This is a genomic window from Mesobacillus thioparans, assembly GCF_965138835.1.
GTDB lineage: Bacteria > Bacillota > Bacilli > Bacillales > Cytobacillaceae > Mesobacillus > Mesobacillus thioparans.
In genome coordinates this window covers 121,494-147,012 of sequence record NZ_CBCSFH010000006.1, presented here as the reverse complement: position 1 = coordinate 147,012, position 25,519 = coordinate 121,494, and the positions used below count along the sequence as shown (strand labels likewise).

General features: G+C 44.7%; 24 protein-coding genes and 2 riboswitches. Of the genes, 20 read left to right on the top strand and 4 right to left on the bottom strand.

Annotation, left to right across the window (positions count from 1 at the left end):
* Positions 1-171: 171 nt before the first annotated feature.
* The 20 genes from ACNAZ4_RS12050 to sufB all read left to right on the top strand — a co-directional run bounded on the left by ACNAZ4_RS12050 (position 172) and on the right by sufB (position 20,243).
* Positions 172-2,553: a 3-hydroxyacyl-CoA dehydrogenase/enoyl-CoA hydratase family protein gene (locus ACNAZ4_RS12050; protein ID WP_415814916.1), complete on the top strand. Its 2,382-nt coding sequence runs from the start codon at positions 172-174 to the stop codon at positions 2,551-2,553.
* A 59-nt stretch (positions 2,554-2,612) separates the two neighbouring features.
* Complete coding sequence (locus ACNAZ4_RS12045; protein ID WP_415814703.1) at positions 2,613-3,788, top strand: acetyl-CoA C-acetyltransferase; 1,176 nt, start codon at positions 2,613-2,615, stop codon at positions 3,786-3,788.
* A gap of 54 nt (positions 3,789-3,842) precedes the next feature.
* Entirely contained in the window at positions 3,843-5,627 is a 1,785-nt protein-coding gene (locus ACNAZ4_RS12040) for an acyl-CoA dehydrogenase family protein (protein ID WP_415814702.1), read from the top strand.
* A gap of 218 nt (positions 5,628-5,845) precedes the next feature.
* Positions 5,846-6,202, top strand: coding sequence for an arsenate reductase family protein (locus tag ACNAZ4_RS12035; RefSeq protein ID WP_415814701.1), 357 nt, complete (start codon positions 5,846-5,848; stop codon positions 6,200-6,202).
* A 53-nt stretch (positions 6,203-6,255) separates the two neighbouring features.
* On the top strand, positions 6,256-6,636 hold the full coding sequence (gcvH, locus tag ACNAZ4_RS12030) for a glycine cleavage system protein GcvH (protein ID WP_415814700.1): 381 nt from the start codon (positions 6,256-6,258) through the stop codon (positions 6,634-6,636).
* 134 nt (positions 6,637-6,770) lie between these two features.
* Complete coding sequence (locus ACNAZ4_RS12025; protein ID WP_415814698.1) at positions 6,771-7,010, top strand: YusG family protein; 240 nt, start codon at positions 6,771-6,773, stop codon at positions 7,008-7,010.
* A 222-nt stretch (positions 7,011-7,232) separates the two neighbouring features.
* Positions 7,233-7,589 (top strand): toprim domain-containing protein, encoded by a 357-nt coding sequence (locus ACNAZ4_RS12020; RefSeq protein WP_415814696.1) that lies wholly within the window; start codon positions 7,233-7,235, stop codon positions 7,587-7,589.
* A gap of 5 nt (positions 7,590-7,594) precedes the next feature.
* A complete protein-coding gene (locus tag ACNAZ4_RS12015; protein ID WP_415814695.1) occupies positions 7,595-7,909 on the top strand; it encodes a thioredoxin family protein in 315 nt (104 codons plus the stop codon).
* Positions 7,910-8,165: 256 nt separating this feature from the next.
* A complete protein-coding gene (locus tag ACNAZ4_RS12010) occupies positions 8,166-8,507 on the top strand; it encodes an SCP2 sterol-binding domain-containing protein (RefSeq protein ID WP_415814693.1) in 342 nt (113 codons plus the stop codon).
* Between the two features lie 85 nt (positions 8,508-8,592).
* Positions 8,593-8,695, top strand: a riboswitch (SAM riboswitch).
* A gap of 82 nt (positions 8,696-8,777) precedes the next feature.
* On the top strand, positions 8,778-10,094 hold the full coding sequence (locus tag ACNAZ4_RS12005) for an O-acetylhomoserine aminocarboxypropyltransferase/cysteine synthase family protein (protein WP_415814691.1): 1,317 nt from the start codon (positions 8,778-8,780) through the stop codon (positions 10,092-10,094).
* Between the two features lie 111 nt (positions 10,095-10,205).
* Positions 10,206-10,320, top strand: a riboswitch (SAM riboswitch).
* 258 nt (positions 10,321-10,578) lie between these two features.
* Positions 10,579-11,604, top strand: coding sequence for a methionine ABC transporter ATP-binding protein (locus tag ACNAZ4_RS12000; protein ID WP_415814690.1), 1,026 nt, complete (start codon positions 10,579-10,581; stop codon positions 11,602-11,604).
* Entirely contained in the window at positions 11,597-12,265 is a 669-nt protein-coding gene (locus tag ACNAZ4_RS11995; protein WP_415814688.1) for a methionine ABC transporter permease, read from the top strand. Before ACNAZ4_RS12000 ends, ACNAZ4_RS11995 begins: the two co-directional genes overlap by 8 nt.
* 14 nt (positions 12,266-12,279) lie before the next feature.
* A complete protein-coding gene (locus tag ACNAZ4_RS11990; protein WP_415814687.1) occupies positions 12,280-13,113 on the top strand; it encodes a MetQ/NlpA family ABC transporter substrate-binding protein in 834 nt (277 codons plus the stop codon).
* A gap of 102 nt (positions 13,114-13,215) precedes the next feature.
* Positions 13,216-13,587, top strand: coding sequence for a carboxymuconolactone decarboxylase family protein (locus ACNAZ4_RS11985; protein ID WP_415814686.1), 372 nt, complete (start codon positions 13,216-13,218; stop codon positions 13,585-13,587).
* Positions 13,588-13,851: 264 nt separating this feature from the next.
* Positions 13,852-14,004, top strand: a complete 153-nt coding sequence (locus tag ACNAZ4_RS11980; RefSeq protein WP_415814684.1) for a hypothetical protein — start codon at positions 13,852-13,854, stop codon at positions 14,002-14,004.
* Between the two features lie 951 nt (positions 14,005-14,955).
* Complete coding sequence (sufC, locus tag ACNAZ4_RS11975) at positions 14,956-15,741, top strand: Fe-S cluster assembly ATPase SufC (protein WP_415814683.1); 786 nt, start codon at positions 14,956-14,958, stop codon at positions 15,739-15,741.
* Positions 15,742-15,759: 18 nt separating this feature from the next.
* A complete protein-coding gene (gene sufD / locus ACNAZ4_RS11970) occupies positions 15,760-17,067 on the top strand; it encodes a Fe-S cluster assembly protein SufD (RefSeq protein WP_415814682.1) in 1,308 nt (435 codons plus the stop codon).
* The gene (locus tag ACNAZ4_RS11965; RefSeq protein ID WP_415814681.1) at positions 17,067-18,296 is read left to right on the top strand and encodes a cysteine desulfurase; all 1,230 of its coding nucleotides are present in this window, start codon (positions 17,067-17,069) and stop codon (positions 18,294-18,296) included. The genes sufD and ACNAZ4_RS11965 overlap by 1 nt, the downstream gene beginning before the upstream one ends.
* Positions 18,286-18,732: a Fe-S cluster assembly sulfur transfer protein SufU gene (gene sufU / locus ACNAZ4_RS11960; RefSeq protein WP_415814679.1), complete on the top strand. Its 447-nt coding sequence runs from the start codon at positions 18,286-18,288 to the stop codon at positions 18,730-18,732. The genes ACNAZ4_RS11965 and sufU overlap by 11 nt, the downstream gene beginning before the upstream one ends.
* 113 nt (positions 18,733-18,845) lie before the next feature.
* A complete protein-coding gene (sufB, locus tag ACNAZ4_RS11955; RefSeq protein ID WP_415814677.1) occupies positions 18,846-20,243 on the top strand; it encodes a Fe-S cluster assembly protein SufB in 1,398 nt (465 codons plus the stop codon).
* Positions 20,244-20,566: 323 nt separating this feature from the next.
* Here the strand turns inward: sufB and arcC are convergent, their stop codons facing one another.
* From arcC to arcA, 4 genes are all read right to left on the bottom strand, one after another.
* Entirely contained in the window at positions 20,567-21,535 is a 969-nt protein-coding gene (gene arcC, locus ACNAZ4_RS11950) for a carbamate kinase (RefSeq protein WP_415814675.1), read from the bottom strand.
* 32 nt (positions 21,536-21,567) lie between these two features.
* Complete coding sequence (gene arcD, locus ACNAZ4_RS11945; RefSeq protein WP_415814674.1) at positions 21,568-22,983, bottom strand: arginine-ornithine antiporter; 1,416 nt, start codon at positions 22,981-22,983, stop codon at positions 21,568-21,570.
* Positions 22,984-23,060: 77 nt separating this feature from the next.
* Positions 23,061-24,071, bottom strand: a complete 1,011-nt coding sequence (argF, locus tag ACNAZ4_RS11940; protein WP_415814673.1) for an ornithine carbamoyltransferase — start codon at positions 24,069-24,071, stop codon at positions 23,061-23,063.
* 28 nt (positions 24,072-24,099) lie between these two features.
* Complete coding sequence (arcA, locus tag ACNAZ4_RS11935) at positions 24,100-25,335, bottom strand: arginine deiminase (protein WP_415814915.1); 1,236 nt, start codon at positions 25,333-25,335, stop codon at positions 24,100-24,102.
* Positions 25,336-25,519: the final 184 nt, after the last annotated feature.

Here is a 25,519-nt window from a genome sequence, read left to right as displayed (position 1 = left end):
CATATGGATTAAAGATTCAAAAAATTTTCTTTTTTCCGCACCTTATTATTGCGGAAATTTTATAAATATTTTATAGTAGTAATTAACAGAGCTCATTTATATGCATATTTTTTTTGGTGCAAAAATGAATGAGTATTCATTCAAAAAGAGTCAAAGGGGGAGACAAAATTGATGCGACAAATTCAAAAGGCAGCGGTGCTTGGTTCAGGTGTCATGGGATCAGGAATTGCCGCACATCTGGCTAACATCGGGATTCCGACATTGCTGCTGGACATTGTACCTCGGGAATTAACGGAACTGGAAAAAGCGAAAGGCCTGACACTAGAAGATAAACAGGTGCGCAACCGGATCAGTGCAGGAGCTTTGCAGAAGTTATTGAAGCAGAAGCCGGCACCTTTGGCCTCCAAAAAGAATCTTGCTCTAATTGAAGCGGGCAACTTTGAAGATGATATGGAAAAACTCAAAGATGTTGACTGGGTAATCGAAGTAGTCGTTGAAAATCTTAATATTAAAAAGAAAGTCTTTACAGATGTAGATAAATACCGCAAACAGGGAAGCATCATCAGCTCGAACACCTCAGGGATTTCTGTCGAGGCAATGGCTGAAGGACGCTCTGAAGATTTCAGGAAGCATTTCCTTGGAACGCACTTCTTCAACCCCCCGCGCTACCTGAAGCTGCTTGAAGTGATTCCTACTAAAGATACGGACCCTGAAGTCCTTTCGTTCATGAAAACGTTCGGTGAAGACCAGCTTGGTAAAGGTGTTGTTGAAGCGAAAGATACTCCTAACTTCATCGCCAACCGAATCGGCACTTACGGATTGCTTGTGACAGTAAGGGAAATGGTCAAAGGCGGATACAGTGTCGGTGAAGTTGACTCCGTGACTGGACCAATGATTGGCCGCCCAAAAAGCGCAACATTCCGCACACTGGATGTAGTTGGTCTTGATACCTTCGCACATGTAGCGAAAAACGTGTATGACCAGGTTGAAGGAGAAGAAAAGGAAGTCTTTGAAGTACCTGAGTTCATGAAGAAGATGCTCGAGAACGGCTGGCTTGGCAGCAAGTCAGGTCAAGGGTTCTTCCTGAAGCAAGGCAAGGAGATCCTTGAACTGGATCCGCAGACTTTGGAATACGGACCACGTAAAAAACTAAAAACAGCGTCTACTGAAATGGCGAAGCAGGAAAAAGGCCTTGGCAATAAAATGAAAGCGCTTGTTTATGCGAAAGACCGTGCGGGAGAGCTTTTATGGAATATTTTCAGTCCGGTACTTGTTTACTCAGCTGAACTGCTCGGCACGATAGCTGACGATATCGTCGCAGTGGACCGTGCAATGAAGTGGGGCTTCGGCTGGGAAATGGGACCTTTCGAAGCATGGGATGCACTTGGTGTCGAAAAGGCAATCAGCAAAATGGAGTCTGAAGGCAAGACCGTTCCTGCATGGGTAAAAGAAATGGTCGAAAAAGGCTTTACTTCTTTCTATAAGGAAGAGGATGGCAGACTGAGCTATTACCACAATGGTGAATACGTAGCTGTAGAGGAAAATCCAAAGGCAATCAACCTGAAGCTTCTGAAAAAGCGAAACGGTGTCATCAAAAAGAATGGCGGCGCAAGCCTGATCGACCTTGGCGACGGTATCGCCCTTCTGGAATTCCATTCTCACAGCAACTCAATCGGGCCTGACATCCTTCAGATGATCAACTTCGCGATCGATGAAGTGGAAAAGAACTACAAAGGACTTGTCATCGGCAACCAGGGCAAAAACTTCTCGGTTGGTGCGAACCTGGCGATGATCCTGATGGAAGCGCAAGACGATAACATTTGGGATCTTGATATGGTCGTCCGCCAATTCCAGCAGACGACGATGAAAATCAAATACAGCTCCAAGCCAGTTGTCGCTGCTCCATTCGGAATGACACTCGGAGGCGGAGCTGAAATGTGCTTGCCGGCAGCGCATATCCAGGCGTCTATGGAAACGTACATGGGTCTTGTCGAAGCAGGCGTTGGCTTGATCCCTGGCGGCGGAGGAAACAAAGAGCTTTACATCAAGCACCTTGAAGGCCTGCCAAAAGGCGTCGATTTCGATCTTCAAAAGGTTGCGAACAAAGTATTCGAAACAATCGCGATGGCTAAGGTCTCCACTTCAGGTGAAGAAGCACGTGAAAATAACTTCCTGAATGAAGCAGAAGGCATCAGTGTCAACAGCGACCACTTATTGTATGATGCGAAACAGGCTGCATTGAACTTATATGAAAGCGGCTATAAAGCACCTGTTAGAAAGAAAGTGCCTGTCACCGGAGAGCCGGGATATGCAACCCTGCTTCTGGGTGCTCAAACGATGCACCTGTCCGGATACATTTCAGAACATGACCTGAAGATCGCAAAGAAGCTCGCGTATGTCATCTCCGGCGGAAAAGTGCCGTACGGAACCGAAGTCGATGAGCAATACTTGCTTGATCTTGAAAGGGAAGCGTTCCTGAGCCTGGTGGCAGAACCGAAATCACAGCAGCGCATGCAGCATATGCTCGTAAAAGGAAAACCATTGCGCAATTAATAGATTGATAGTTTGACAGTGAAATAAATTTTAACATCCAAGGAAAGAGAGGGAATGAGATGAGAGAAGCGGTAATCGTAGCCGGAGCAAGGACACCGGTCGGAAAAGCGAAAAAAGGAACTCTTGCTAACGTCCGGCCTGATGATCTTGGAGCTCTTGTAGTAAGAGAAACTCTAAAGCGCGCAGGCAATTATGAAGGGAATATTGATGATTTGATCATCGGCTGTGCTATGCCAGAGGCAGAGCAGGGGTTGAATATGGCGCGTAATATCGGCGCACTGGCCGGCCTGTCACATGAAGTGCCGGCGATCACAATCAACCGTTATTGTTCTTCAGGGCTGCAGGCGATTGCGAATGCATCCGAGCGCATCATGCTTGGCCATGCAGACACAATCATTGCCGGCGGTGCGGAATCAATGAGCCTGGTACCCATGATGGGCCATGTCGTCCGTCCAAACTCGAAGCTTGCTGAAACGGCTCCGCAATATTATATGGGAATGGGCCATACAGCTGAGGAGGTAGCGAAAAAATACGGTATCTCCCGTGAAGATCAGGACGCTTTTGCAGTTAGAAGCCATCAGCGCGCAGCAAAAGCAATCCAGGAAGGCAAATTCGATGAAGAAATCGTTCCTGTTGACGTAACACTACGCACAGTAGGAAAAGACAATAAGCTCGTCGAAAAGACAATCCAATTCAAACAGGATGAAGGCGTACGCCCTGACACTAACATGGAAACACTTGCGAAACTGCGCCCGGCATTCAATATCAAGGGCACAGTAACTGCAGGAAACTCCTCACAGACAAGTGACGGAGCAGCGGCTGTCATGGTCATGGACCGTGAAAAGGCTGAATCACTAGGGTTGAAACCACTTGCTAAATTCCGTTCATTCGCACTTGGCGGAGTGCCGCCCGAAATCATGGGGATCGGTCCTGTCGTGGCAATCCCAAAAGCATTGAAGCTTGCTGGACTGCAGGTTTCTGACATTGGTGTCTTCGAACTGAACGAAGCATTTGCTTCCCAATCCATCCAGGTCATCCGTGAGCTAGGCCTTGATGAAGATAAGGTCAACGTTAACGGCGGAGCGATCGCATTGGGCCACCCGCTTGGAACAACTGGCGCCAAATTGACTTTGACAGTAATCCACGAAATGAAACGCAGAAATGAGCAATTCGGTGTCGTCACGATGTGTATCGGCGGCGGCATGGGAGCAGCTGGAGTTTTTGAGCTTTTATAAAATAAAAATTGGAGGGGTTGGACCCCTCCCCAAAATGGATAGGAGGAACATTAAATGGGTAACCAAACAGAAAAGCTTGTAAAAGGCGGAAGCTTCTTAATCGAAGATGTATCATATGACCATGTTTTCACTCCAGAGGATTACACAGATGAGCACAAAATGATTGCCAAAACCACTGAGGATTTCGTTACAAACGAAGTGTTGCCTCAGGTTGAATATATCGAGCAGCACGAGTTCGACCGTACTGTAAAACTATTGAAGGAAGCCGGAGAACTTGGCCTTCTTGGAGCAGACGTTCCTGAGGAGTATGGCGGCTTGAGCCTTGATAAAATCAGCTCAGCTTTGATCGCTGAGAAGATGGCAGTTGCAGGCGGCTTCTCAATCTCCCATGGTGCACACGTAGGAATTGGGTCCTTGCCAATCGTTCTTTTCGGTAATGAAGAACAGAAGCAAAAATATCTTCCTGTACTGGCAACTGGTGAAAAGCTTGCAGCCTATGCACTTACTGAGCCAGGTTCAGGATCAGACGCATTGGGTGCAAAGACAACAGCTAAACTGAATGCTGAAGGCACTCACTACGTCCTTAATGGAGAAAAGCAATGGATTACAAACGCTGGTTTTGCGGATGTATTCGTTGTCTATGCAAAGATCGACGGCGAACAATTCACAGCTTTCATCGTTGAAAGAGAATATCCAGGCGTATCAGTAGGCGCAGAAGAAAAGAAAATGGGAATCAAGAGCTCTTCAACACGTACCTTGATTCTTGAAGATGCTCAAGTACCTGTGGAAAACCTTCTTGGTGAAGCAGGAAAAGGCCATCTTATCGCCTTCAATATCCTGAACATCGGCCGTTATAAGTTGGGAGTAGGCGCAACTGGCGGTGCAAAGCAGGCATTCGGTCTGACAGTAAAATATGCGAACCAGCGCCAGCAGTTCAAGACACCGATTTCCCAATTCAACCTTACAAAAGAGAAGCTTGCGACAATGGCTTCCAAAATCTATGCAACTGAAAGCTCTGTATACCGTACAGTAGGCCTGTTCGAGGAAAGAATGAACCAGCTGTCAGAAGAAGAAATAAACAACGGCAAAGCCGTTGCAGATTCAATCGCTGAATATGCAATTGAGTGTTCAATGAACAAAGTATTCGCAACTGAAACACTTGACTATGTTGTTGATGAAGGCGTTCAGATCCACGGTGGATACGGCTTCATGCAAGAGTATGAAATCGAAAGAGCTTACCGTGATTCAAGAATCAACCGTATTTTTGAAGGAACGAACGAAATCAACCGCCTGTTGGTACCAGGAACATTCCTGCGTAAGGCAATGAAGGGCGAGCTTCCATTATTGCAAAAAGCTCAACAGCTTCAGGAAGAGCTTATGATGCTTATGCCTGAAGAGCCAGGCGATGAGCCATTGGCACAGGAAAAATACCTAGTTAAGAACGCGAAGAAAATCGGCTTGCTTGCAGCTGGATTAGCTGCACAGAAGTTCGGCAAAGCATTGGAAAAAGAGCAGGAGATCCTCGTCAACATCGCGGATATCATCTCAAATGCGTATTCAATGGAATCTGCTGTTCTGCGTACTGAAAAAGCAATCGCAAAAGATGGAGTGGAGAAGAGCAAGCAAAAGCTTCTTTACACACAAATCTTCTGCCAGGAAGCATTCAATGAAATTGAGCGTGACGCAAAAGAAACTCTTGTGGCAACAGAAGAGGGAGATGCGCTTCGCATGTTGACTTCCGCATTGCGCAAGTTCACAAGACACACTCCAATCAATGTGATCGCGAAGAAACGTGAAGCATCTGAAAAGCTGATCGAAGCAGAACGCTTTACCGTTTAATAACTGGTTTAGCCGAACACTCCTCTCCATTCCGGGAGGAGTGTTTTTGCTAATTTTTTTAAGAGGAAGGATTTTTGCAAACATTGTTGAATTTAATAAAAGGATGTTAAAATTAAAGGGCTAATCAGGCACTGAATGATAGTATTTCACCTCGATAATATGTTACTATCCGTTTAGAGGGTTTAATAAATGGGATACTAGCAGAGGGTGGTGAAATCATGGAAAAGACGTTTTATTGGTACCCAAAATGTGGTACATGCAGGAATGCGAAGAAATGGCTGGACCAGCATGATGTGGACTATACCGAAGTACATATTGTCGAAAACCCGCCTTCCCAATCCCAGCTTGAAGAAATGCTGAAAAAAAGCGGCCTTGATATCAAGAAATTTTTCAATACAAGCGGCCAAAAGTATCGGGAATTAGGGATGAAAGACAAAATTAAGACAGCATCAAAAAGTGAGCTGCTGGAACTGCTTGCATCAGACGGCATGCTCATCAAACGCCCGCTGATGACAGATGGCGAAAAAGTGACCGTTGGTTTCAAAGAAGTTGAGTATGAAAAAGCATGGCTGTAATTTTGGTCCCATCGATATTAATCGATAGAGATATACAATTGGAGGGATAGTTAATGAGTATACCAAATGAATTACGTTACTCTAAAGAACACGAATGGGTAAAAGTTGAAGGAGAAAAGGTTCGCATCGGTATCACTGATTTTGCTCAATCTGAACTTGGCGATATCGTTTTCGTCGAACTTCCTGAAGTAGGAGACGAAATCAGCCTTGACCAGCCATTCGGAAGTGTAGAATCCGTAAAAACTGTTTCTGAGCTATATGCGCCAGTAAGCGGCAAGGTAGTGGAAATTAACGAAGAGCTAAACGACAGCCCTGAATTCGTCAACGAATCTCCATATGAGAAGGCATGGATGATTACAGTCGAACTGACAGACAGCAATGAAGTAGAAAAGCTGATGACTCCTGAACAATATGAAGAAATGATCAAAGAATAAGCTTCGCCGACGCCTTGAGCTATCAAGGCGTTTTTTAATTTCATATCATGAAAAACTCCTTCATTTTTCCATCACTTCATTCCATGACTTCGGACAAACTAAGGTTAACGACTTCTAAAAAGGGTGGAAAAATCATGACACTGAAACAGCAGAAAATCGATGTCACAGACAGGGTAACAGGAAAACTGAAAAATGGCCAGATTCAGCTTTATCTGGAGAATGAACCAATCGGGAACATCAAGCTTCCGGAGGGCATCCAGCTTGAACTCAAACATCACTATGCATCTGAACAGAATAAGATCTACCAGCATGTATCAGTGCCGGACCAATCAGAGCCCCGGTATACTGATTGTGATGAAGGTGGCTGGTGCTAAAAGAATGAACAGCGGCCAGCCTGGCCGCTGTTTTTTTGGATGGCAGGAATAGAATCAATGCAGGGACGAATTCCTTTTCCGATCTGACAAAGTTCAATGTACTAAAATCTTTGCAATCTTCCTTTGAAACAGTAACAATGGAATTACACGAGTAAACAGCACAATTTGTTTACTAATGTTTATAATGTTGATAAGTAATTATTCTCTGGTGCATAGGTGGTTATGGCGATGGACGAAAATCACAAGGTGATCATAGTAGAAGGTTCGTCAGACAAAAAGAAAGTACAGACCGTACTGAAGGAGCCTGTGGAAATTATCTGCACGAATGGGACGATTGGCGTGTCAAAGCTTGATGAGCTGATTGATTCGCTTTTTGATAAAGAAGTCTATATCCTTGTAGACGCGGATGCATCTGGCGAAAAGCTGAGGAAGCAATTCAAAAGGGAATTTCCCGAGGCTAACCATCTGTATATTGACAGAATGTACCGGGAAGTGGCGACAGCACCGGAAAATCATCTTGCTACTATTCTGATCGGCGCAAATATTGATGTACATGCAGAGTACTTAGAAAAAGGATGACTTAGATGGAAGACTTGACCAGGACTGAAATGGAAACATTCCTTGAAGAAAAACGAACAGGGTACCTATACTTTTACACACCAATGTGCGGAACCTGTCAGGTAGCAAGCAAAATGCTGACAGTGGTCGAACAGCTCCTGCCTGATCTACCATCGGGGAAAGCCAATTTGAACTTCCTGCCTGAAATGGCGGGACGATTTGAAATAGAAAGTGTACCATGCCTGATTGTATTGGAAAATGGGGAAGTACAGGAAAAGATCTATGCTTTTCAATCTGTTCCGTATTTATATGAAAAATTGAAAGAGTTAAAGGAAAAATAGAACCGCATATTTTGGTTTCAGACGATTTTTACAAAACAAAATCCGCCATGCGTCAGTCACCAAAACCGCTTGATTACTGTATTTCTTTGGATATATTTCTCGGGAAATGAAAGACAATGACGAAATATCACCCGGCATTGTCTTTTTATTATGGTTGTTATGGTGTTAACCGCTTATTAACGAAGTATTTGTCGAAGGATTCCAACAGGTTTTTCCCTTATGAAAAAGAATATGTTTTGTAAGGGAGTTGAGCGGCATGCGGGAGTGTATTGAACTTTTTACCAAAGAGGTTGGCAGTAAGGCCCATCTACTGCAATTGATCAAAAAACTGGATCTTTGCCTGAAATTAGAGTCAGAAACGGATGCTTATTACCTTGCATTCAAAGGTGGAAAAGTGGAACTGCTGACAAGCAATGTCCATTCCCAATTCGAGGTTACCATAATCGGAAGCGAAGCAGACCTTGCAAGCCTGTTTGCTGGGGAATTAAAACTGCGGGAAGGTATCAGATGGGGGTATTTTACCATAAAAGATGGGCTGTTCAGAGATTTATTGGTACTGGAATCAATTTTCTATCTTTCCAGGGAGATTCCTGCTTGATTTTTTCTGAAAAATCGAAATATAATTGACCTGAGTCATCCAAGAATGATATTATCACTTTAACGCAATAAAAACGAACTGAATATTCTTATCCAGAGAGGCGGAGGGACTGGCCCGATGAAGCCCGGCAACCGGTTGTTAAACACGGTGCCAATTCCTGCAGAGTGTAGACTCTGAAAAGATAAGGAGAGATGATAAATGACCCTCTTCTTTGGAAGAGGGTTTTTTGTATCACCTTTCCCATTAATTTTTATGATAGGAGAGATGGAGATGGCAAATGAGCAAAAAAACTACAGAATCGAAACGATTGGTGTCCACGGAGGACAATCACCAGATCCGGTGACTGGAGCGAGAGCTGTGCCGATATACTCAAGCAATGCATTCCAGTTTGAAAATACAGATCATGCAGCCGATTTATTCGCACTCAAGGAGCCAGGTTATATTTACTCGCGAATCCATAATCCTACCGTGACAGCCCTTGAGGAAAAAGTGGCCCTGCTTGAGGGAGGCGTAGGTGCGCTCGCCTTGTCCAGCGGAATGTCTGCGATCACGATGGCGATTTTGAATATCGCCCATGCAGGGGATGAAATCGTCGCAGCCTCTAACCTGTACGGAGGGACTTACAATCTATTTGCGGTAACCTTGCCGAAGTATGGAATCAATGTTCACCTGGTGGATCCTGATGACCCTGAAAATTTCAGGAAGGCGATTACTCCTAAGACAAAGGCGGTCTACGCGGAAACAATCGGAAACCCAAGTCTCAGGGTGTTGGATATTGAAGCAGTTGCGGATATTGCCCATGATGCTGGTGTTCCGTTGATCATTGATAACACATTTGCGACTCCATATCTATGCAGGCCGATTGACCATGGCGCAGACATCGTCATACATTCGGCTACAAAGTGGCTTTTAGGCAACGGTACAGTCATGGGCGGAATTATCGTCGATGGAGGAAAGTTCGATTGGAAATCTCCTAAGTTCCCTGGTTTCAATGAGCCGGACTCCAGTTACCATGACATCGTTTACAGTGAAGCGATTGGGGCAGCCGCCTATATCGTCAAGGCAAGAGTCCAGCTGCTGCGCGACCTTGGCCCGGCCATCAGCCCACAGAGTGCCTTCCAATTCAATCTTGGAATCGAAACGCTGCATGTCCGCATGAAAGAGCATGTTGCCAATACGCGGAAAATAGTTGACTACCTTGAGTCGCATCCAGCAGTTACCTGGGTTACCTATCCTGGCCATGACTCCCACCCGGATAAGCACCTGGCAGATCGTTACCTTCCAAAAGGGGCCGGATCGGTTGTGGTATTTGGCATCGAGGGCGGCAGGGAAGCTGGAGCACAGCTGATCAACTCCTTGACGCTATGGTCCCATGTTGCCAATGTCGGTGACGCGAAGAGCCTGGTCATCCACCCTGCAAGCACAACCCATCAGCAGCTTGATTCAGATGGACTTAAAGCAGCAGGAGTACCGGAGGATTTGATCCGTCTTTCTGTCGGGATTGAAAATGTCGATGACATCATCGAAGACCTCGAGCAGGCGATCGAAAATGCAACTGGAGTACCAGGGGTCACGGCTGGAATATGATAATCGAACATATTCAAGAAAGTATTTGAAAATAATTTATTGACACTCTTTTTTGTTACATGCTACAATCACTTTCGTAACTTAAAACCGATTCTATAATTTAATAGCGTGCTCTTATCAAGAGAGGTGGAGGGAAGTGCCCGATGAAACCCGGCAACCGTCAGTAAGCTTGCTTATCTGAAATGGTGCCAATTCACTCAAAGCTGATGGCTTTGGCAGATGAGAGAAAGGATACAGCCTACGATTATGCCTTTCTGCTTATTTGCAGAAAGGCTTTTTTATTGCCGGAATCGACCCTGTTCGATTAAGCGGTGTTTTTTTACAAGAGCATATTCTTCCGGGAAGGTTACCCCGTTTTAACTGAAGTTTGAATTTTTTCGGTTAGGGAATGGGAAACCTAGATTGATAACCTTCTTATTAGGATGGAAGATTTAACGGTTTTTAGAGTTAGGAAAAGTCTTGTTGCATAAAGAGGGGGAGTCAATTGATCACGATAAAAAAAGCCAGAAAGATTTATCCTTCAAAAAAAGGCGAAGTCAAAGCAGTAGATGATGTCAACCTTGAAGTGAAAGAAGGCGAGATCTTTGGCGTCATTGGATATAGCGGCGCAGGTAAAAGCACATTGATCCGCATGCTGAATGGACTTGAAATTCCAACTTCAGGTTCTGTCGTCGTGGCAGGCAGGGAAGTTTCAAGGATCAAGGGTGCGGAATTAAGGAAAGCAAGACAGGAAATCAGTATGATTTTCCAGCATTTCAACCTTCTCTGGTCAAGGACGGTTGCAGATAACATAGCCTTCCCTCTTGAGATTGCAGGAGTGCCGAAATCCGAGAGGGACAAAAGGGTAAAAGAATTGATCACGCTTGTCGGTCTTGAAGGACGCGGCGATGCTTATCCGTCACAATTAAGCGGCGGGCAGAAGCAGAGGGTCGGGATTGCCAGGGCACTTGCGAATAATCCGAAAGTTCTTCTCGGTGATGAAGCGACGTCAGCGCTTGACCCGCAGACAACAGACCAGATCCTGGACCTTCTCGTTGATATCAATAAGCGACTGGGACTTACCATCGTCCTGATCACCCATGAAATGCACGTCATCCGTAAAATCTGTCATCGGGTTGCGGTCATGGAAGGCGGAAGGATCGTTGAGACTGGCCCGGTATTGGATGTGTTCAAGAACCCGCAGCAGCCGATTACGAAGCGGTTTGTCCAGCAGGTGACGGAACCGGAGGAGACAAAGGAAACTGTCGATCATTTACTGGAGCGGTACCCGCATGGACGGGTCATCCAGCTGACTTTCGTTGGCGAAGGGGTCGAACAGCCATTGATCACCAATCTGATCCGCAAATTCGCTATCACGGTCAATATTGTCCAGGGTAAAATTTCCCAGACACAAAGCGGATCGTATGGAACCTTGTTCATCCATCTTGATGGTGAAGAGGAAGAATTGGCCCGTGCGATTGAATTTATCGGCCAGCATGAAGTCGGCGTGGAGGTGATTTCAAATGGCTGAAACTTTATTCCCGAACGTCAACTGGGACCGCATGTGGGAGGCAACAGTTGAGACACTATATATGAGTGCAATTTCCGTTGTCGCTACCTTCATCATTGGAGCCATACTAGGATTGCTGCTCTTTTTGACCTCGAAGGGCAATATATGGGAAAACAAACCGGTCAATGTCGTCCTGAGCGCAGTGGTGAATATTTTCAGATCCATCCCATTCATCATTTTGATCGTGCTGTTGATTCCTTTTACAAAATTCATCGTTGGTTCGATGATTGGGGAAAATGCTGCTTTGCCGGCGCTGATTATCGGTTCTGCACCATTTTACGCAAGGATGGTTGAAATCGGCTTGCGTGAGATCGATAAAGGAGTCATTGAAGCAGCAAAGTCAATGGGAGCAAAAACCACGACAATCATCTGGAAGGTACTGCTGCCGGAATCAATGCCAGCACTGGTTTCAGGCATCACGGTGACAGCGATCGCACTCGTAAGTTACACGGCGATGGCTGGGGTCATCGGCGCAGGCGGCCTTGGAAACCTTGCCTATATGGAAGGATTCCAAAGGGGCCGGAATGATGTCACGCTGATGGCGACCATCATTATCTTGATCATCGTATTTTTAATCCAGATTGTCGGCGATACCATCACAAGAAAATTAGACAAGAGATAAAGGAGAGAGTGACATTGAAAAAATGGTTATTAGCACTTTTAGCATTAGTTTTAACAGCAGGACTTACAGCTTGCGGATCATCCGAGGATAAAACAGAAGGCGGCAAGGAAGAAAGCAAGAAAATCGTTGTGGGTGCATCAAACGTACCGCATGCTGAAATCCTGGAAAAAGCAAAACCGCTTCTTGAAGAAAAAGGATATGACATGGAAATCAAGACATTCAACGACTATGTTATTCCAAACCAGGCGTTGGATTCAGGAGAACTTGATGCAAACTATTTCCAGCACATTCCTTACCTTGAGTCACAAATGGCTGAAAACGGGTATAAGTTTGAGATTGCCGGCGGAATCCACATCGAGCCAATCGGTGTCTATTCTAAGGATTACACAACTCTTGATGACCTTCCAAAAGGTGCCCAAATCATCATGAGCAGTTCAGTAGCAGACCATGGCCGAATTTTGACAATGCTTGAAAAAGAGGGTCTGATCACTCTTAAAGACGGCGTGGAAAAAGTAAAAGCAACAATTGACGATATTGAAGAAAATCCTAAAGAGTTGAAGTTTGGTACAGAATATGAAGCAGCATTGCTTCCGCAGATCTTCAACAATGGTGAAGGCGATGCCGTATTGATCAACTCAAACTACGCGATTGATGCTGGTTTGAACCCATTGAAGGATTCTATCGCAATTGAGGAAAGCGACTCTCCATATGTGAACGTCATTGCTGTTCGTGAAGGCGATGCCGACAAGCCAGCGATCAAGGCGCTTGTTGAAGTTCTTCACTCTAAAGAAATCCAGGATTTCATCCTTGAAAAATACGAGGGTGCAGTTGTACCAGTAAAAGAATAAATGTCCGGAAAGCAGGCGAATAGCCTGCTTTTCTTTTTGCCGCATAACCGGCTCTGAAATTTAACATACTAACCGAGAAAAACGCAGATTGGAGTGGACGAAATGGAGCATCATTATGAACCTCGGAATTCAACAGAAGCAGCTCTTCATGAATATAAACAGGGACTGGGCGTTTTTACACAAAAAATGCCGGAGCTCGCAAGACATTATAATTCGTTTACGGAAGTATGTTTTCAGGAAGGGACATTGACCCAAAAAGAAAAGCAGCTGATCGCACTGGGAATCTCTTTGTACTCACAGGACGAATACTGCATCATTTACCATTTAAAAGGCTGCCTGGACCAAGGAGCCACAGAAGAGCAAATTTTGGAAGCGGTAGGGGTAACAGCCGCGTTTGGCGGCGGGGCGGCCATGAGCCAGGCAGTCACGCTAGTCCAGGAAGCCATGGCAGAACTGAATACTTTGAAGCAATAAAAGCTGTTGTAATCATCTTAATTGCCTGCTGATTAACAGGAAAGGCTTCAATCGGGAGGATATTGCCAGTATTCTAAGAATGGCAGAGGTGAACCCTCCATAAGCCTCCTTATTCCATCACATCCAAAAATTAACGGTTTTAAACGCTTTGATAGTGGTAAACAAAAGGTGTTACCATTGCAATAACAAAAAAACGCTTGATAAAAGCGAAAACCGAAGGGATGATTCACTATTAGTCAGCTAAAACTGAACTACACAAGTGAAATGGAAAAAGCGATGCATGGAGCCCATGGTATTAGTTACGAAGTCTACAGCATGAACCATGACGCAAGAATGGAAGTCGAGAAAAAACGTGAGCGAGACTATATCAAAAGCCAACGGATGGTCGCCGACCTGGACAGAAAAGTCCACTCGTAAGCGACAGAATATATAATAGAAGAAAAAATTGGAACCAGTGTATTTTTGCACTGGTTTCTTTTGCTTTAAAATATCGTATCTTGGGTTGGTGCGAGTTCGGACAGGTTTGGCGGTAGAAGAGGAAAAGTTGTCCGAAGTTGGGGTAAGTTCGGACAGGTTTGGCNNGAGAAGAGGAAAAGNTGTCCGAAGTAAGNNNAAGTTCGGACAGGTTTGGCGTGAGAAGAGGAAAAGCTGTCNGAAGTANGGNNAAGTTCGGACAGGTTTGGCGTGAGAAGAGGAAAAGCTGTCNGAAGTANGGNTAAGTTCGGACAGGTTTGGCGGNAGAAGAGGAAAAGCTGTCTGAAGTAGGGGTAAGTTCGGACAGGTTTGGGGCGAGAAGAAGAAAAGCTGTCAGAACAGCTGGGACTTCTGCTATCCAGTACATTATTTTATAACAGAAGGTAAAAAATAAAATGATGTACGAGCTGTGAGCGGGATATCCTGCTTTGCGAGGTTTGGTCTGGTAAAATGGAAATGGAGTGTTCGAACCCTTGCTGTCGCCTTTCAGCTAAAGCTGAACGGCGGGTTGCGGGAAGTTGAAAGAAATAAAGAGAGAAAAATGAAGATTCTTGATGAAATTAATAATAATTTAGTTTGTGCTGATTTTTGGCTCACTTAGTGAAGCTTACGCTTCACTGGCTTTTCAGCTTACGCTGAAAAGCTGCCGAGTGGGGAATGAAACGATGCGAGCAAATGAATTTGCTCGATCGTTTCCTCCCCACTCGGCATGAGCAAAAAATCCATAAAGGGATTTGACAATAATCTACAGTTTTTGATATTTTTCTTTCCACTTCTAAGGTGTTGCTAACACTTTTCATTTGTTATAAGATTGTAATGAGAATAAAATGAGAATAGAATTAAAGACGGCAATAGTCGGCTTAAAATCTTTTCTATATTGACGGAGGTATTATTATGGCAGGATCTGTATTATCAATTAAGGACCTTCAGGTTGAGATTGAAGGCAAGCAGATATTAAAAGGTGTGAACCTTGAAGTTAAGGGTGGAGAGATCCACGCGATCATGGGACCGAATGGTACTGGTAAGTCCACTTTGTCTTCTTCTATCATGGGACACCCTAAGTATGAAGTAACAAATGGAACGGTTACGCTTGATGGCGAAAATGTCCTTGAAATGGCAGTGGACGAAAGAGCACGCGCTGGTCTTTTCCTTGCGATGCAATATCCAAGCGAAATCAGCGGCGTAACGAATGCTGACTTCCTTCGTTCTGCTTTGAACAGCCGTCTTGGCGAAGGAAATGAAATTTCTCTAATGAAATTCATCCGTAAGATGGATAAGCAAATGGAATTCCTTGAAATGGATCTTGATATGGCACAGCGTTATCTTAACGAAGGTTTCTCCGGCGGTGAGAAGAAGCGTAACGAAATCCTTCAATTGATGATGCTTGAACCAAAAATCGCTATTCTTGACGAAATCGACTCAGGTCTTGATATTGACGCATTGAAGGTTGTTTCTAAAGGAATCAACGAAATGCGCGGCGAAGATTTCGGCTGCTTGATCATCACTCACTACCAGCGCCTTCTTGATTACATCACTCCTGACCATGTTCACGTTATGATGCAGGGCCGCATTGTGAAGTCTGGCGGACCAGAACTTGCACAGCGCTTAGAAGCAGAAGGATACGACTGGATTAAGAAAGAACTGGGCATCGAAGACGAAACAGTTGGGCAAGAAGCTTAAGCGTTGGGGGGATTTATAATGACTACGGAAACGAAATGGGCTTTTGACCAGGAGTACATTACTTCCTTCTCAAAAGAAATGAACGAACCGGAATGGCTGACAGAGCTTCGCACGCAATCTCTTGCGAAAGCTGAAGACCTTTCAATGCCAAGACCGGATAAAACGAAGATCAATAAATGGAACTTCACTCAGTTTGAAAAGCTGCTTGTTGCAAGCGAAGCTTTTTCATCATTAGATGAACTTCCTGAAGAAGTAAAAGCGCTTGTTGGCGAGGAAGCAAAAGAAAGCAGCCTTTACGTGCAGCGCAACAACAAGCCTGCATTCCTCCAGCTTTCTAAGGAAATGCAGGAGCAGGGTGTTATTTTCACAGATATTTTCACAGCGGCACGCGAATACAGCGATCTGCTGAAGAAATACTTCATGAGCGCTGTTAAAAATGACGAGCACCGTTTGACTGCACTTCACGCAGCATTCATGAACGGCGGAGCATTCCTTTATGTTCCTAAAAATGTTCAAGTCAAGGATCCAATCCAGGCGATCTTCCTGCATGATGATGCAGAAGCAAGCCTTTTCAACCACGTGCTTGTTGTTGCTGAAGACAATAGCTCTGTGACATATGTCGAGAACTACTTCTCAACAACTGGGAAAGTGAACGGATTGGTAAACATCGTTACTGAAGCAATCGCAGGCCAAAACGCGAAAATCCAGTACGGTGCTGTTGATACACTGGCTGAAGGCCTCACTACTTATGTGAACCGCCGCGGCCATGCCGGCAGAGATGCTCGCATCGAGTGGGCTCTTGGCATGATGAACGATGGTAACACAATTTCCGAAAACACAACGAACCTTGTTGGTGACGGTTCTTACGGTGACACTAAGACTGTTGTTGTCGGACGTGGAGAACAGACCCAGAACTTCACGACAAGCATCATCCATTTCGGTAAAAATTCAGAAGGCTATATCCTGAAGCACGGTGTTGTGAAGGATAGCGCAACTTCTATTTTCAACGGAATCGGAAAAATCGAGCATGGCGCTTCCAAGTCCAATGCGGAACAGGAATCACGCGTTCTTATGCTTAGCGAAAAAGCACGTGGCGACGCTAACCCAATCCTTCTGATCGATGAAGATGATGTAACAGCAGGACACGCTGCTTCTGTCGGACGCGTTGATCCGTTGCAACTTTACTACTTGATGAGCCGCGGCATTCCGCAGCATGAGGCAGAACGCCTTGTCATCCACGGATTCCTTGCACCTGTTGTAAATGAGCTTCCGATCGAGGGAGTTAAAAAGCAATTGGTTGAGGTAATCGAAAGGAAAGTTAAATAATGAACGCCCGCGAAATTCGTGAATTGTTTCCGATTTTAAATCAGGAAGTCAATGGCAGCCCGCTTGTCTATCTTGACAGTGCGGCGACATCACAAAAGCCGGTGCAGGTGATCGAAGCGCTGGATAAATATTATCGCGAATACAACTCCAACGTACACCGCGGTGTCCACACTCTTGGAACAAGAGCGACCGATGGTTACGAGGGAGCAAGGGAAAAGGTCCGTAAGTTCATTAACGCAAAATCTATTGAAGAAATCATTTTCACCCGCGGCACTACAACTGCCATCAACACGGTAGCTGCAAGCTATGGCCGTGATAATCTTAAAGAGGGCGATGAAATCGTCATCTCCTATATGGAGCATCACAGCAATATCATCCCGTGGCAGCAGGTGGCAAAGCAGACGGGTGCAACATTAAAATATATTGATCTGCAGGAAGATGGCACGATTTCTCTTGATACTGTCAGAGAAACAGTGACAGAAAACACGAAAATCGTTTCCATCATGCAGGTTTCAAACGTACTTGGTGTCATGAACCCGATCAAGGAGATTGCCGAAATTGCCCATCAGAATGGTGCGATCATGGTCGTCGATGGCGCTCAGAGCGCTCCGCATATGAAAATCGATGTTCAGGATCTTAACTGCGATTTTCTCGCTTTTTCCGGACATAAGATGTGCGGGCCGACTGGGATCGGCGTATTATATGGCAAGAAGGCACTTCTTGAAAAAATGGAGCCGGTTGAATTCGGCGGCGAAATGATTGATTTCGTAGGTCTCTACGAATCAACGTGGAAAGAGCTGCCATGGAAATTCGAAGGCGGAACACCGATTATCGCGGGTGCGATTGGTCTTGGTGCCGCAATCGACTTCCTGAACGAAATTGGACTCGATAATATTGAAAAGCACGAACACGCTCTTGCGGCTTATGCGATGGATAAAATGTCTCAAATCGACGGAATGACCATCTATGGGCCGAAGGAAGCCGGCAAGCGTGCAGGACTCGTAACATTCAATATTGATGACGTACATCCGCACGATGTAGCGACAGTACTTGATGCTGAAGGAATCGCCGTCCGCGCGGGCCACCATTGTGCACAGCCTTTGATGAAATGGCTGAAGGCGTCTGCGACAGCACGTGCAAGCTTCTACCTGTACAACACAGAAGAAGATATTGACAAGCTCGTAGCCGGACTTGTCAAAACAAAGGAGTATTTCAGCGATGTCTTTTAATAATTTAGATAACCTTTATCGGCAAGTTATTATGGATCACTATAAGAACCCTCGCAATAAAGGTGTTTTGGAAGAAGGCAGCCTGACAGTCAACATGAACAACCCGACATGCGGCGACCGCATCCAGCTGACGATGAAAGTCGAAGACGGCAAGGTTGCGGACGCGAAATTTGAAGGGGAAGGCTGCTCGATTTCGATGTCGTCTGCTTCGATGATGACGCAGGCGGTTAAAGGAAGAAACATTGAAGAGGCTTTAAAGCTTTCATCCGTTTTTTCTGACATCATGTTGGGAAAAGAATATGAAGAGGATGATCTTGACCTCGGGGATATTGAAGCGCTTCAAGGTGTGGCGAAATTCCCGGCAAGGATCAAATGTGCTACTCTTGCATGGAAGGCAATGGAGAAAGGCCTGAAGGAAGAGGAAGACAGCCAATAAAAAATCATCTTATGGTGATTTTTTCCGAACGTGCTGCAGGGGATTGGCCTGCAGCGGACAACTACAAAGCGGGAATCATTGGTTCCTTGCTTTAAGAATGGAGGAATTCGACGATGGCTAAAAAAATGCCAGAGATCGGTGATTATAAATACGGATTTTCCGATAAAGACGTTTCCATCTTCCGGTCTAAGCGCGGTCTGACGCGTGAAATCGTTGAAGAAATTTCAAAAATGAAGGAAGAACCCCAGTGGATGCTGGACTTCCGCTTAAAATCATTGGAGCATTTCTACAACATGCCAATGCCTCAATGGGGCGGAGACATGGCTTCATTGAACTTTGATGAAATCACATATTACGTTAAACCATCTGAGAAATCTGAAAAATCATGGGATGAAGTTCCTGATGAAATCAAGGCGACTTTCGATAAGCTTGGAATTCCTGAAGCTGAGCAAAAATACCTTGCAGGTGTTTCTGCACAGTACGAATCAGAGGTTGTATACCACAACATGAAGGAAGAGCTTGAAGATCTAGGAATCGTCTTTAAAGACACGGATTCTGCTCTGAAAGAAAACGAAGACATTTTCCGTGAGCATTTCGGAAAAGTAATCCCACCGACAGACAATAAGTTTTCAGCGTTGAACTCTGCGGTCTGGTCTGGCGGATCTTTCATCTATGTTCCAAAAGGAATCAAAGTGGATACTCCGCTTCAGGCGTACTTCCGCATCAACTCCGAAAACATGGGACAGTTCGAGCGTACACTAATCATCGTTGATGAAGGCGCGCACGTGCACTATGTTGAAGGATGTACGGCACCTGTTTACACAACGAACTCACTTCACAGTGCGGTCGTTGAAATCATCATCAAGAAAGACGCATATTGCCGTTACACGACGATCCAGAACTGGGCAAACAACGTCTTCAACCTTGTGACAAAGCGTGCAGTCTGCGAAGCGAACGCGACTATGGAATGGATCGATGGCAACATCGGTTCCAAGCTGACAATGAAATACCCGGCAGTCATCCTTAAGGGTGAAGGCGCACGCGGTATGACATTATCCATCGCAATCGCTGGTAAAGGCCAGCATCAGGATGCAGGTGCGAAAATGATCCACCTTGCTCCAAACACATCATCAACCATCGTATCAAAATCAATCTCAAAGCAAGGCGGAAAAGTAACATACCGCGGTATCGTCCACTTCGGACGCAAAGCCGACGGCGCACGCTCAAATATTGAGTGCGATACGCTGATCATGGATAACAAGTCTACTTCAGACACGATTCCATACAATGAAATCCTGAACGACAACATTTCTCTTGAGCACGAAGCGAAGGTTTCGAAGGTATCAGAAGAGCAATTGTTCTACCTGATGAGCCGCGGAGTTTCCGAAGAAGAAGCAACAGAAATGATCGTCATGGGCTTCATTGAGCCGTTCACAAAAGAACTGCCAATGGAATACGCAGTCGAAATGAACCGCCTGATCAAGTTCGAAATGGAAGGTTCAATCGGATAATAGATGATTACGGAATCCACCTGCTCAGGCAGGTGGATTTTTTTTATTGGGAAAGAAGAAGGGATTCGTGAAGTGATTAATGGAATTGATGCTTTTTTAAGACTAAGTATCTGCAAACCATAATTTCATACTTACAGCTTGGACTAAAATATAAAGTCACTAGCTTAGGCAAGTTAATTTCATAATGTCTGGACAAAGATTGATTGAATAGGAAAATGAAAGAAAACCTCCTGATGAAAGAAATGAAAAAGAATGGTGTGCATTCTCCATGCATACCATCCGAAATGAAGTGACAATTCACTTTGCTTTTTTCCAGTGCTGTTTTACAACCGATTCCCTGCCAGTGATTCATGCAGAGAAACGGTGGTTCCCGCCTTTCCTTCTAGAGCGTTCAATGCTTGGTCTAGAGAAGTAATAATTGTTTTACGTCCGGGTGCTGTTTCCGCAAAGGTAATGGCTGCTTCTACTTTCGGAAGCATGCTTCCCGGGGCAAATTGATGTTCATCAATATACTGTTTCATTTCTGCTACTGAGACTTCTTTAAGCTGCCTTTTTGACGGTTTATTAAAGTCTACATAAACATGGTCTACAGCCGTCAAGATGAGGAGTGCATCGGCATCAACCAATTCTGCCAGTTTTTCTGAGGCGAAGTCCTTGTCGATAACAGCTTCAACCCCTTTGAAGCCATCACCTGTATCTATCACAGGGATTCCGCCGCCGCCTACAGAAATGACGATATTGCCATCTTCTACAAGTGAACTGATCACGGAGTGTTCGACGATATTTACGGGCTGTGGAGAAGGAACCACCCTTCGCCAGCCTCTTCCGGCATCCTCTTTGAATGAGGCATGATTCTCTTCCATGATCCGTTTTGCTTCCTCTTCACTGTAAAAAGGTCCAATTGGTTTTGTTGGATTAGCAAAGGCAGTATCCTGAGGGTCAACCACAACTCGCGTTACTATGGTCACGACATTTTTAAAAATGCCTTTTTCCCTTAATGCCTTTTCCATGGCGTTCTGCATCCAGTACCCAATCATGCCTTGACTCATAGCGCCACAAGTATCAAGCGGCATAGCCGGATTTTTCTCGGAATCAGCAGCCTTTTGCTGGAGCAGGATATTTCCAACCTGTGGACCGTTTCCATGTGAAATGATAATATTAAATCCATTTTCTATAAAAGTAACCAACTGGCTTGCTGTGCTTTCCAAGGCTTTTTGTTGTGCCTCTGCAGTAGCTAGGCCTGATTGAATAGCGTTTCCTCCTAATGCGATGACCACTTTCTTCCTTACCATTTCAATGACCTCCGTTGAATAAGACTTGTAGGCTATATTGATATATTGCTGGTTGCCAGCTGAACGATTGCTACAATGGCCAGGATTACAAAGGCTGCTGCAGTGATTAGCTCCGGTCTGGTGAAGGTGGTTTTAGCCTTTGTTTCTTTTTGGATATTATAGAAAACAATAATTCCTGGTGCATAAAGTATCATCGTCAGCAGAAGGTAGCTTACACCTGCGGCATAGATCATCCAGATGCTGTACACACTTGCAACAATTCCAATGGCAAGGTTTCTCGATCTGTCTGCATGACTGGTTTGTAAAGTATATTTAAACTGGTAAAACGCTGATAGTGCGTAAGGAATCAGGATGGCAGACGATGCAAGAGAGAAAGCAAAGTTGTATGCCTGTTCTGTGAACAAGAAGGATAAAAGGAATACCTGGATTAAGCCGTTCGTGATCCACAAAGAATTTACTGGAGCTCCATTTTTATTTTCCTTCGCAAACCATTTTGGAAATAAACCACTCTTTCCTGAGAGATAAGGTATTTCGGTAGCGAGCAGAGTCCAGCCAAGCCAAGCCCCAAGGACGGAAACAATCAGACCAAGGTTGATTAATGAGGCTCCCCATTTACCCACTACACTTTCAAGTACATATGCCATTGAAGGACTGTCGAGTTGGGCAACTTCAGGTCTGCTCATGACCCCGATGCTCATCAAGGATATAAGGATATAGATGACCAGTGTTCCCAGCAAGCCAATGATTGTTGCTTTTCCAACATCCTTTTTGTTTTTTGCGCGGCTTGAAAGAACGACTGCGCCTTCCACTCCGATAAAAACCCAAAGTGTGACAAGCATAGTGCTTTTTACTTGTGTCATAACATCAGCAAATTGAAATTCAGATGCATTGCCCCAGAAGTCGGCTGTGAACGTTTCGAAATGAAAAGCGAAGATGCCAATGATTATAAAAAGGAAAACTGGAACCAGTTTGGCAATTGTTGTAATCAAATTGACCATTGCAGCCGATTGGACACCTCGAAGAATCAATGTATGAACCAGCCATAGCAGGATGCTCGCGCCAATTATGGATGCAATATTTTGTCCGCCCTTGAAAGCAGGGATGAAGTAACCGATTGATGAGAAGAGGAGGGTAGCGTAAGCGACATTGCCAAGCCAGGCTGAAAACCAGTATCCCCAAGCACTGTTAAAGCCCATGAACCTTCCAAATCCCTCAGTGGCATAACTGAAAATTCCTCCTTCCAAGTCGGGCCGTTTGTCGGTAAGGTTCTGGAAGCAGAGCCCAAGAGCGATGATGCCAATCCCTGTTATCACCCATCCCAAAATCATTGCACCTGCTGATGCACCGCCTGCCATGTCCGTAGCAAGGTTAAATGCGCCGCCTCCGATCATCGATCCTACAACTATAGCGATTAAGGGCAGCAGTCCAAGTTTTTTTTCACCAGACATTTTCTTTCAACTCCTTTTATTAATTGAAAAGGAAATCTGGGAGAAGAAACGTTTGTTTCTTCTCCTTATTGACATATTTATTGGAGGTCACTAAGTGTTGCGGCCATTACAGCTTTGATGGTGTGCATCCGGTTTTCTGCCTGGTCAAATACTTTTGAGTGCCTGCTCCGGAATACTTCATCCGTAACTTCCATTTCTGGCATGCCATGCTTTGCGAAGATGTCGCGTCCATAAGCTGTTTCAAGGTCGTGGAAAGCAGGTAGACAATGAAGGAAAATCATATCCGGATTCCCAGTCTTTTTGACCATTTCCATATTAACCTGATAAGGTGAGAGCAAGTTGATCCTCTCTGCAAACTTTTCTTCCTCGCCCATAGAGACCCAAACATCCGTATAAATAACATCCGCACCACTTACTGCCTCGTCGACATCGCTGGTAACAGTGACTTTTCCGCCGGATTGTTGTGCGAATTCTTTTGCCAGGCTGATAAATTCTTGGTCCGGGAAAAGAGAATCAGGAGTGCAAATTCTCATATCCATCCCTACGAGTGCGCCTCCTACCAAAAGGCTGTTTGCAACGTTGTTCCTGCCATCACCTGCATATACGAATTTAATGCCTTCAAGCCTGCCGAAATGTTCCTTGACAGTCAGTAAATCTGCAAGTGTCTGGGTAGGGTGCCATGTATCAGTTAAACCATTCCATACTGGAACACCTGAATGTTCTGCGAGCATTTCAACTTTTTTGTGCTCAAAGCCGCGAAATTCGATGCCGTCGAACATCCTGCCAAGAACCTTTGCAGTATCCTCAATGGATTCTTTTTTCCCAAGCTGAATGTCGTCTTTCCCCAGGTATTCAGGATGTGCTCCAAGATCTGTACATGCGACAGTAAATGCGCAGCGAGTTCTTGTTGAGGGTTTTTCAAATAGGAGCGCAATATTCTTTCCTTCAAGATACCGATGAGGAATTCCAAGCTTCTTCTCATTCTTCAATTTCTCAGCCAGGTAGATGAAAAAGAGGAATTCTTCACGGCTGAAATCTTTTTCTGCAATAAAGCTTCTTCCCTGTAGGGCTGGTATTGTAAAGATCATTTTAATCTCTCCTTTTGTATGAATAGAATTATTTTAGATCTTCGCGTACGATTGGCATGCTCATGCAGCGCGGGCCGCCACGTCCCCGTGACAGTTCGGAACTGGGAATTTCGATGACCTCAATACCGTGCTGGCGAAGCAGTTCATTTGATATATAATTGCGGTCATATGTGATGACAACTCCAGGAGCAATTGCCAAAGTATTGGAACCGTCATTCCATTGTTCGCGGGATGAAGCAATCTCATCACCACCTCCGCAAGGAATTAAAATTAGCTCGCTGAGTCCAAGCACTTCTTTCAAAGCATCCTGAAGGTTAGTGCGATGAGAAATACTGACCACGTTTTCGTCTATTCCTTTTTCAAGGATATAAACGTTCATATGTCCACTTGAATCCTGTATTGCTGGATGGATGGTAAATTTGTTGTGATCAACCATGGTGAAAACTGTATCCAGATGCATGAATGCTCTGCATTTTGGTATTTCAACTGCCATTACTTTTTTGATGCCAGTCTGTTTTTTGAAGAGATTGACTGCAAGCTGTTCGATTGCTTTTGCAGATGTCCGCTCAGACACACCGATAGCTATGACTTCACCATTGAGAATGAGCTCATCCCCTCCTTCAATCGAAAATGGATAATCACGGTCCAGCCAGACAGGGATGTCATGGGTTGCAAAGCGTGGGTGATATCTCATGATGTATTCCATGAATAAAGATTCACGTTGTCTTGCAGGTTCCCTCATTTTATTTATGGAGAGACCATTGCCGATACAGGCTGCAGGATCACGGGTAAAATAAAGATTAGGCATTGGATCCAGATAGAATGGATAGTGATCTTCCATGAATTCGTATAAGTGAACTTTTTTCGTTGTGTCTATTTCCCTTTTCAAAACACCGCCCATGATTTTTTCGACCATTGCCTGGGTAGGGAATGAAAGAAGATATTCCCTTAAGGTATCTGTGGCTCCATTCGCGCTTGATTGGCTCTCTCTAAGCATTTCATCTACAAACTGTCTGCGGATTTTTTCGTTGCTTAAGGTTTCAACCACCAGTTTCTCTAAATAAAGTACCTCGATCCCTCTGTTTCTAAGTGTCTCTGCAAAATAGTCGTGTTCTCTCTGAATGATGGGGAGGTAAGGAATATCATCAAATAATAACCTTTGCAGATATTCTGGAACCAGGTTTTCGACTTCTATACCCGGCCGTTTAAGCAATACTGTTTTGAGTGTGCCAATTTCCGAAGTGACATGGATCGGATGTTTCATGGAAGTTTTTGAAGGGTTGCTGGAAGCCAGTTCAATCGTAGTATTCATTTGTCGCTCCTCCTTTTCTCTGAATCCTTGCTACACCTTTATTTTAATGAATGTAAGCGCTTTAAATTGTAAGTACCCTTACATATTAAATGTGAAATTCTTCACATAAATTTGTTCGATAGATTAATTTCTTTGC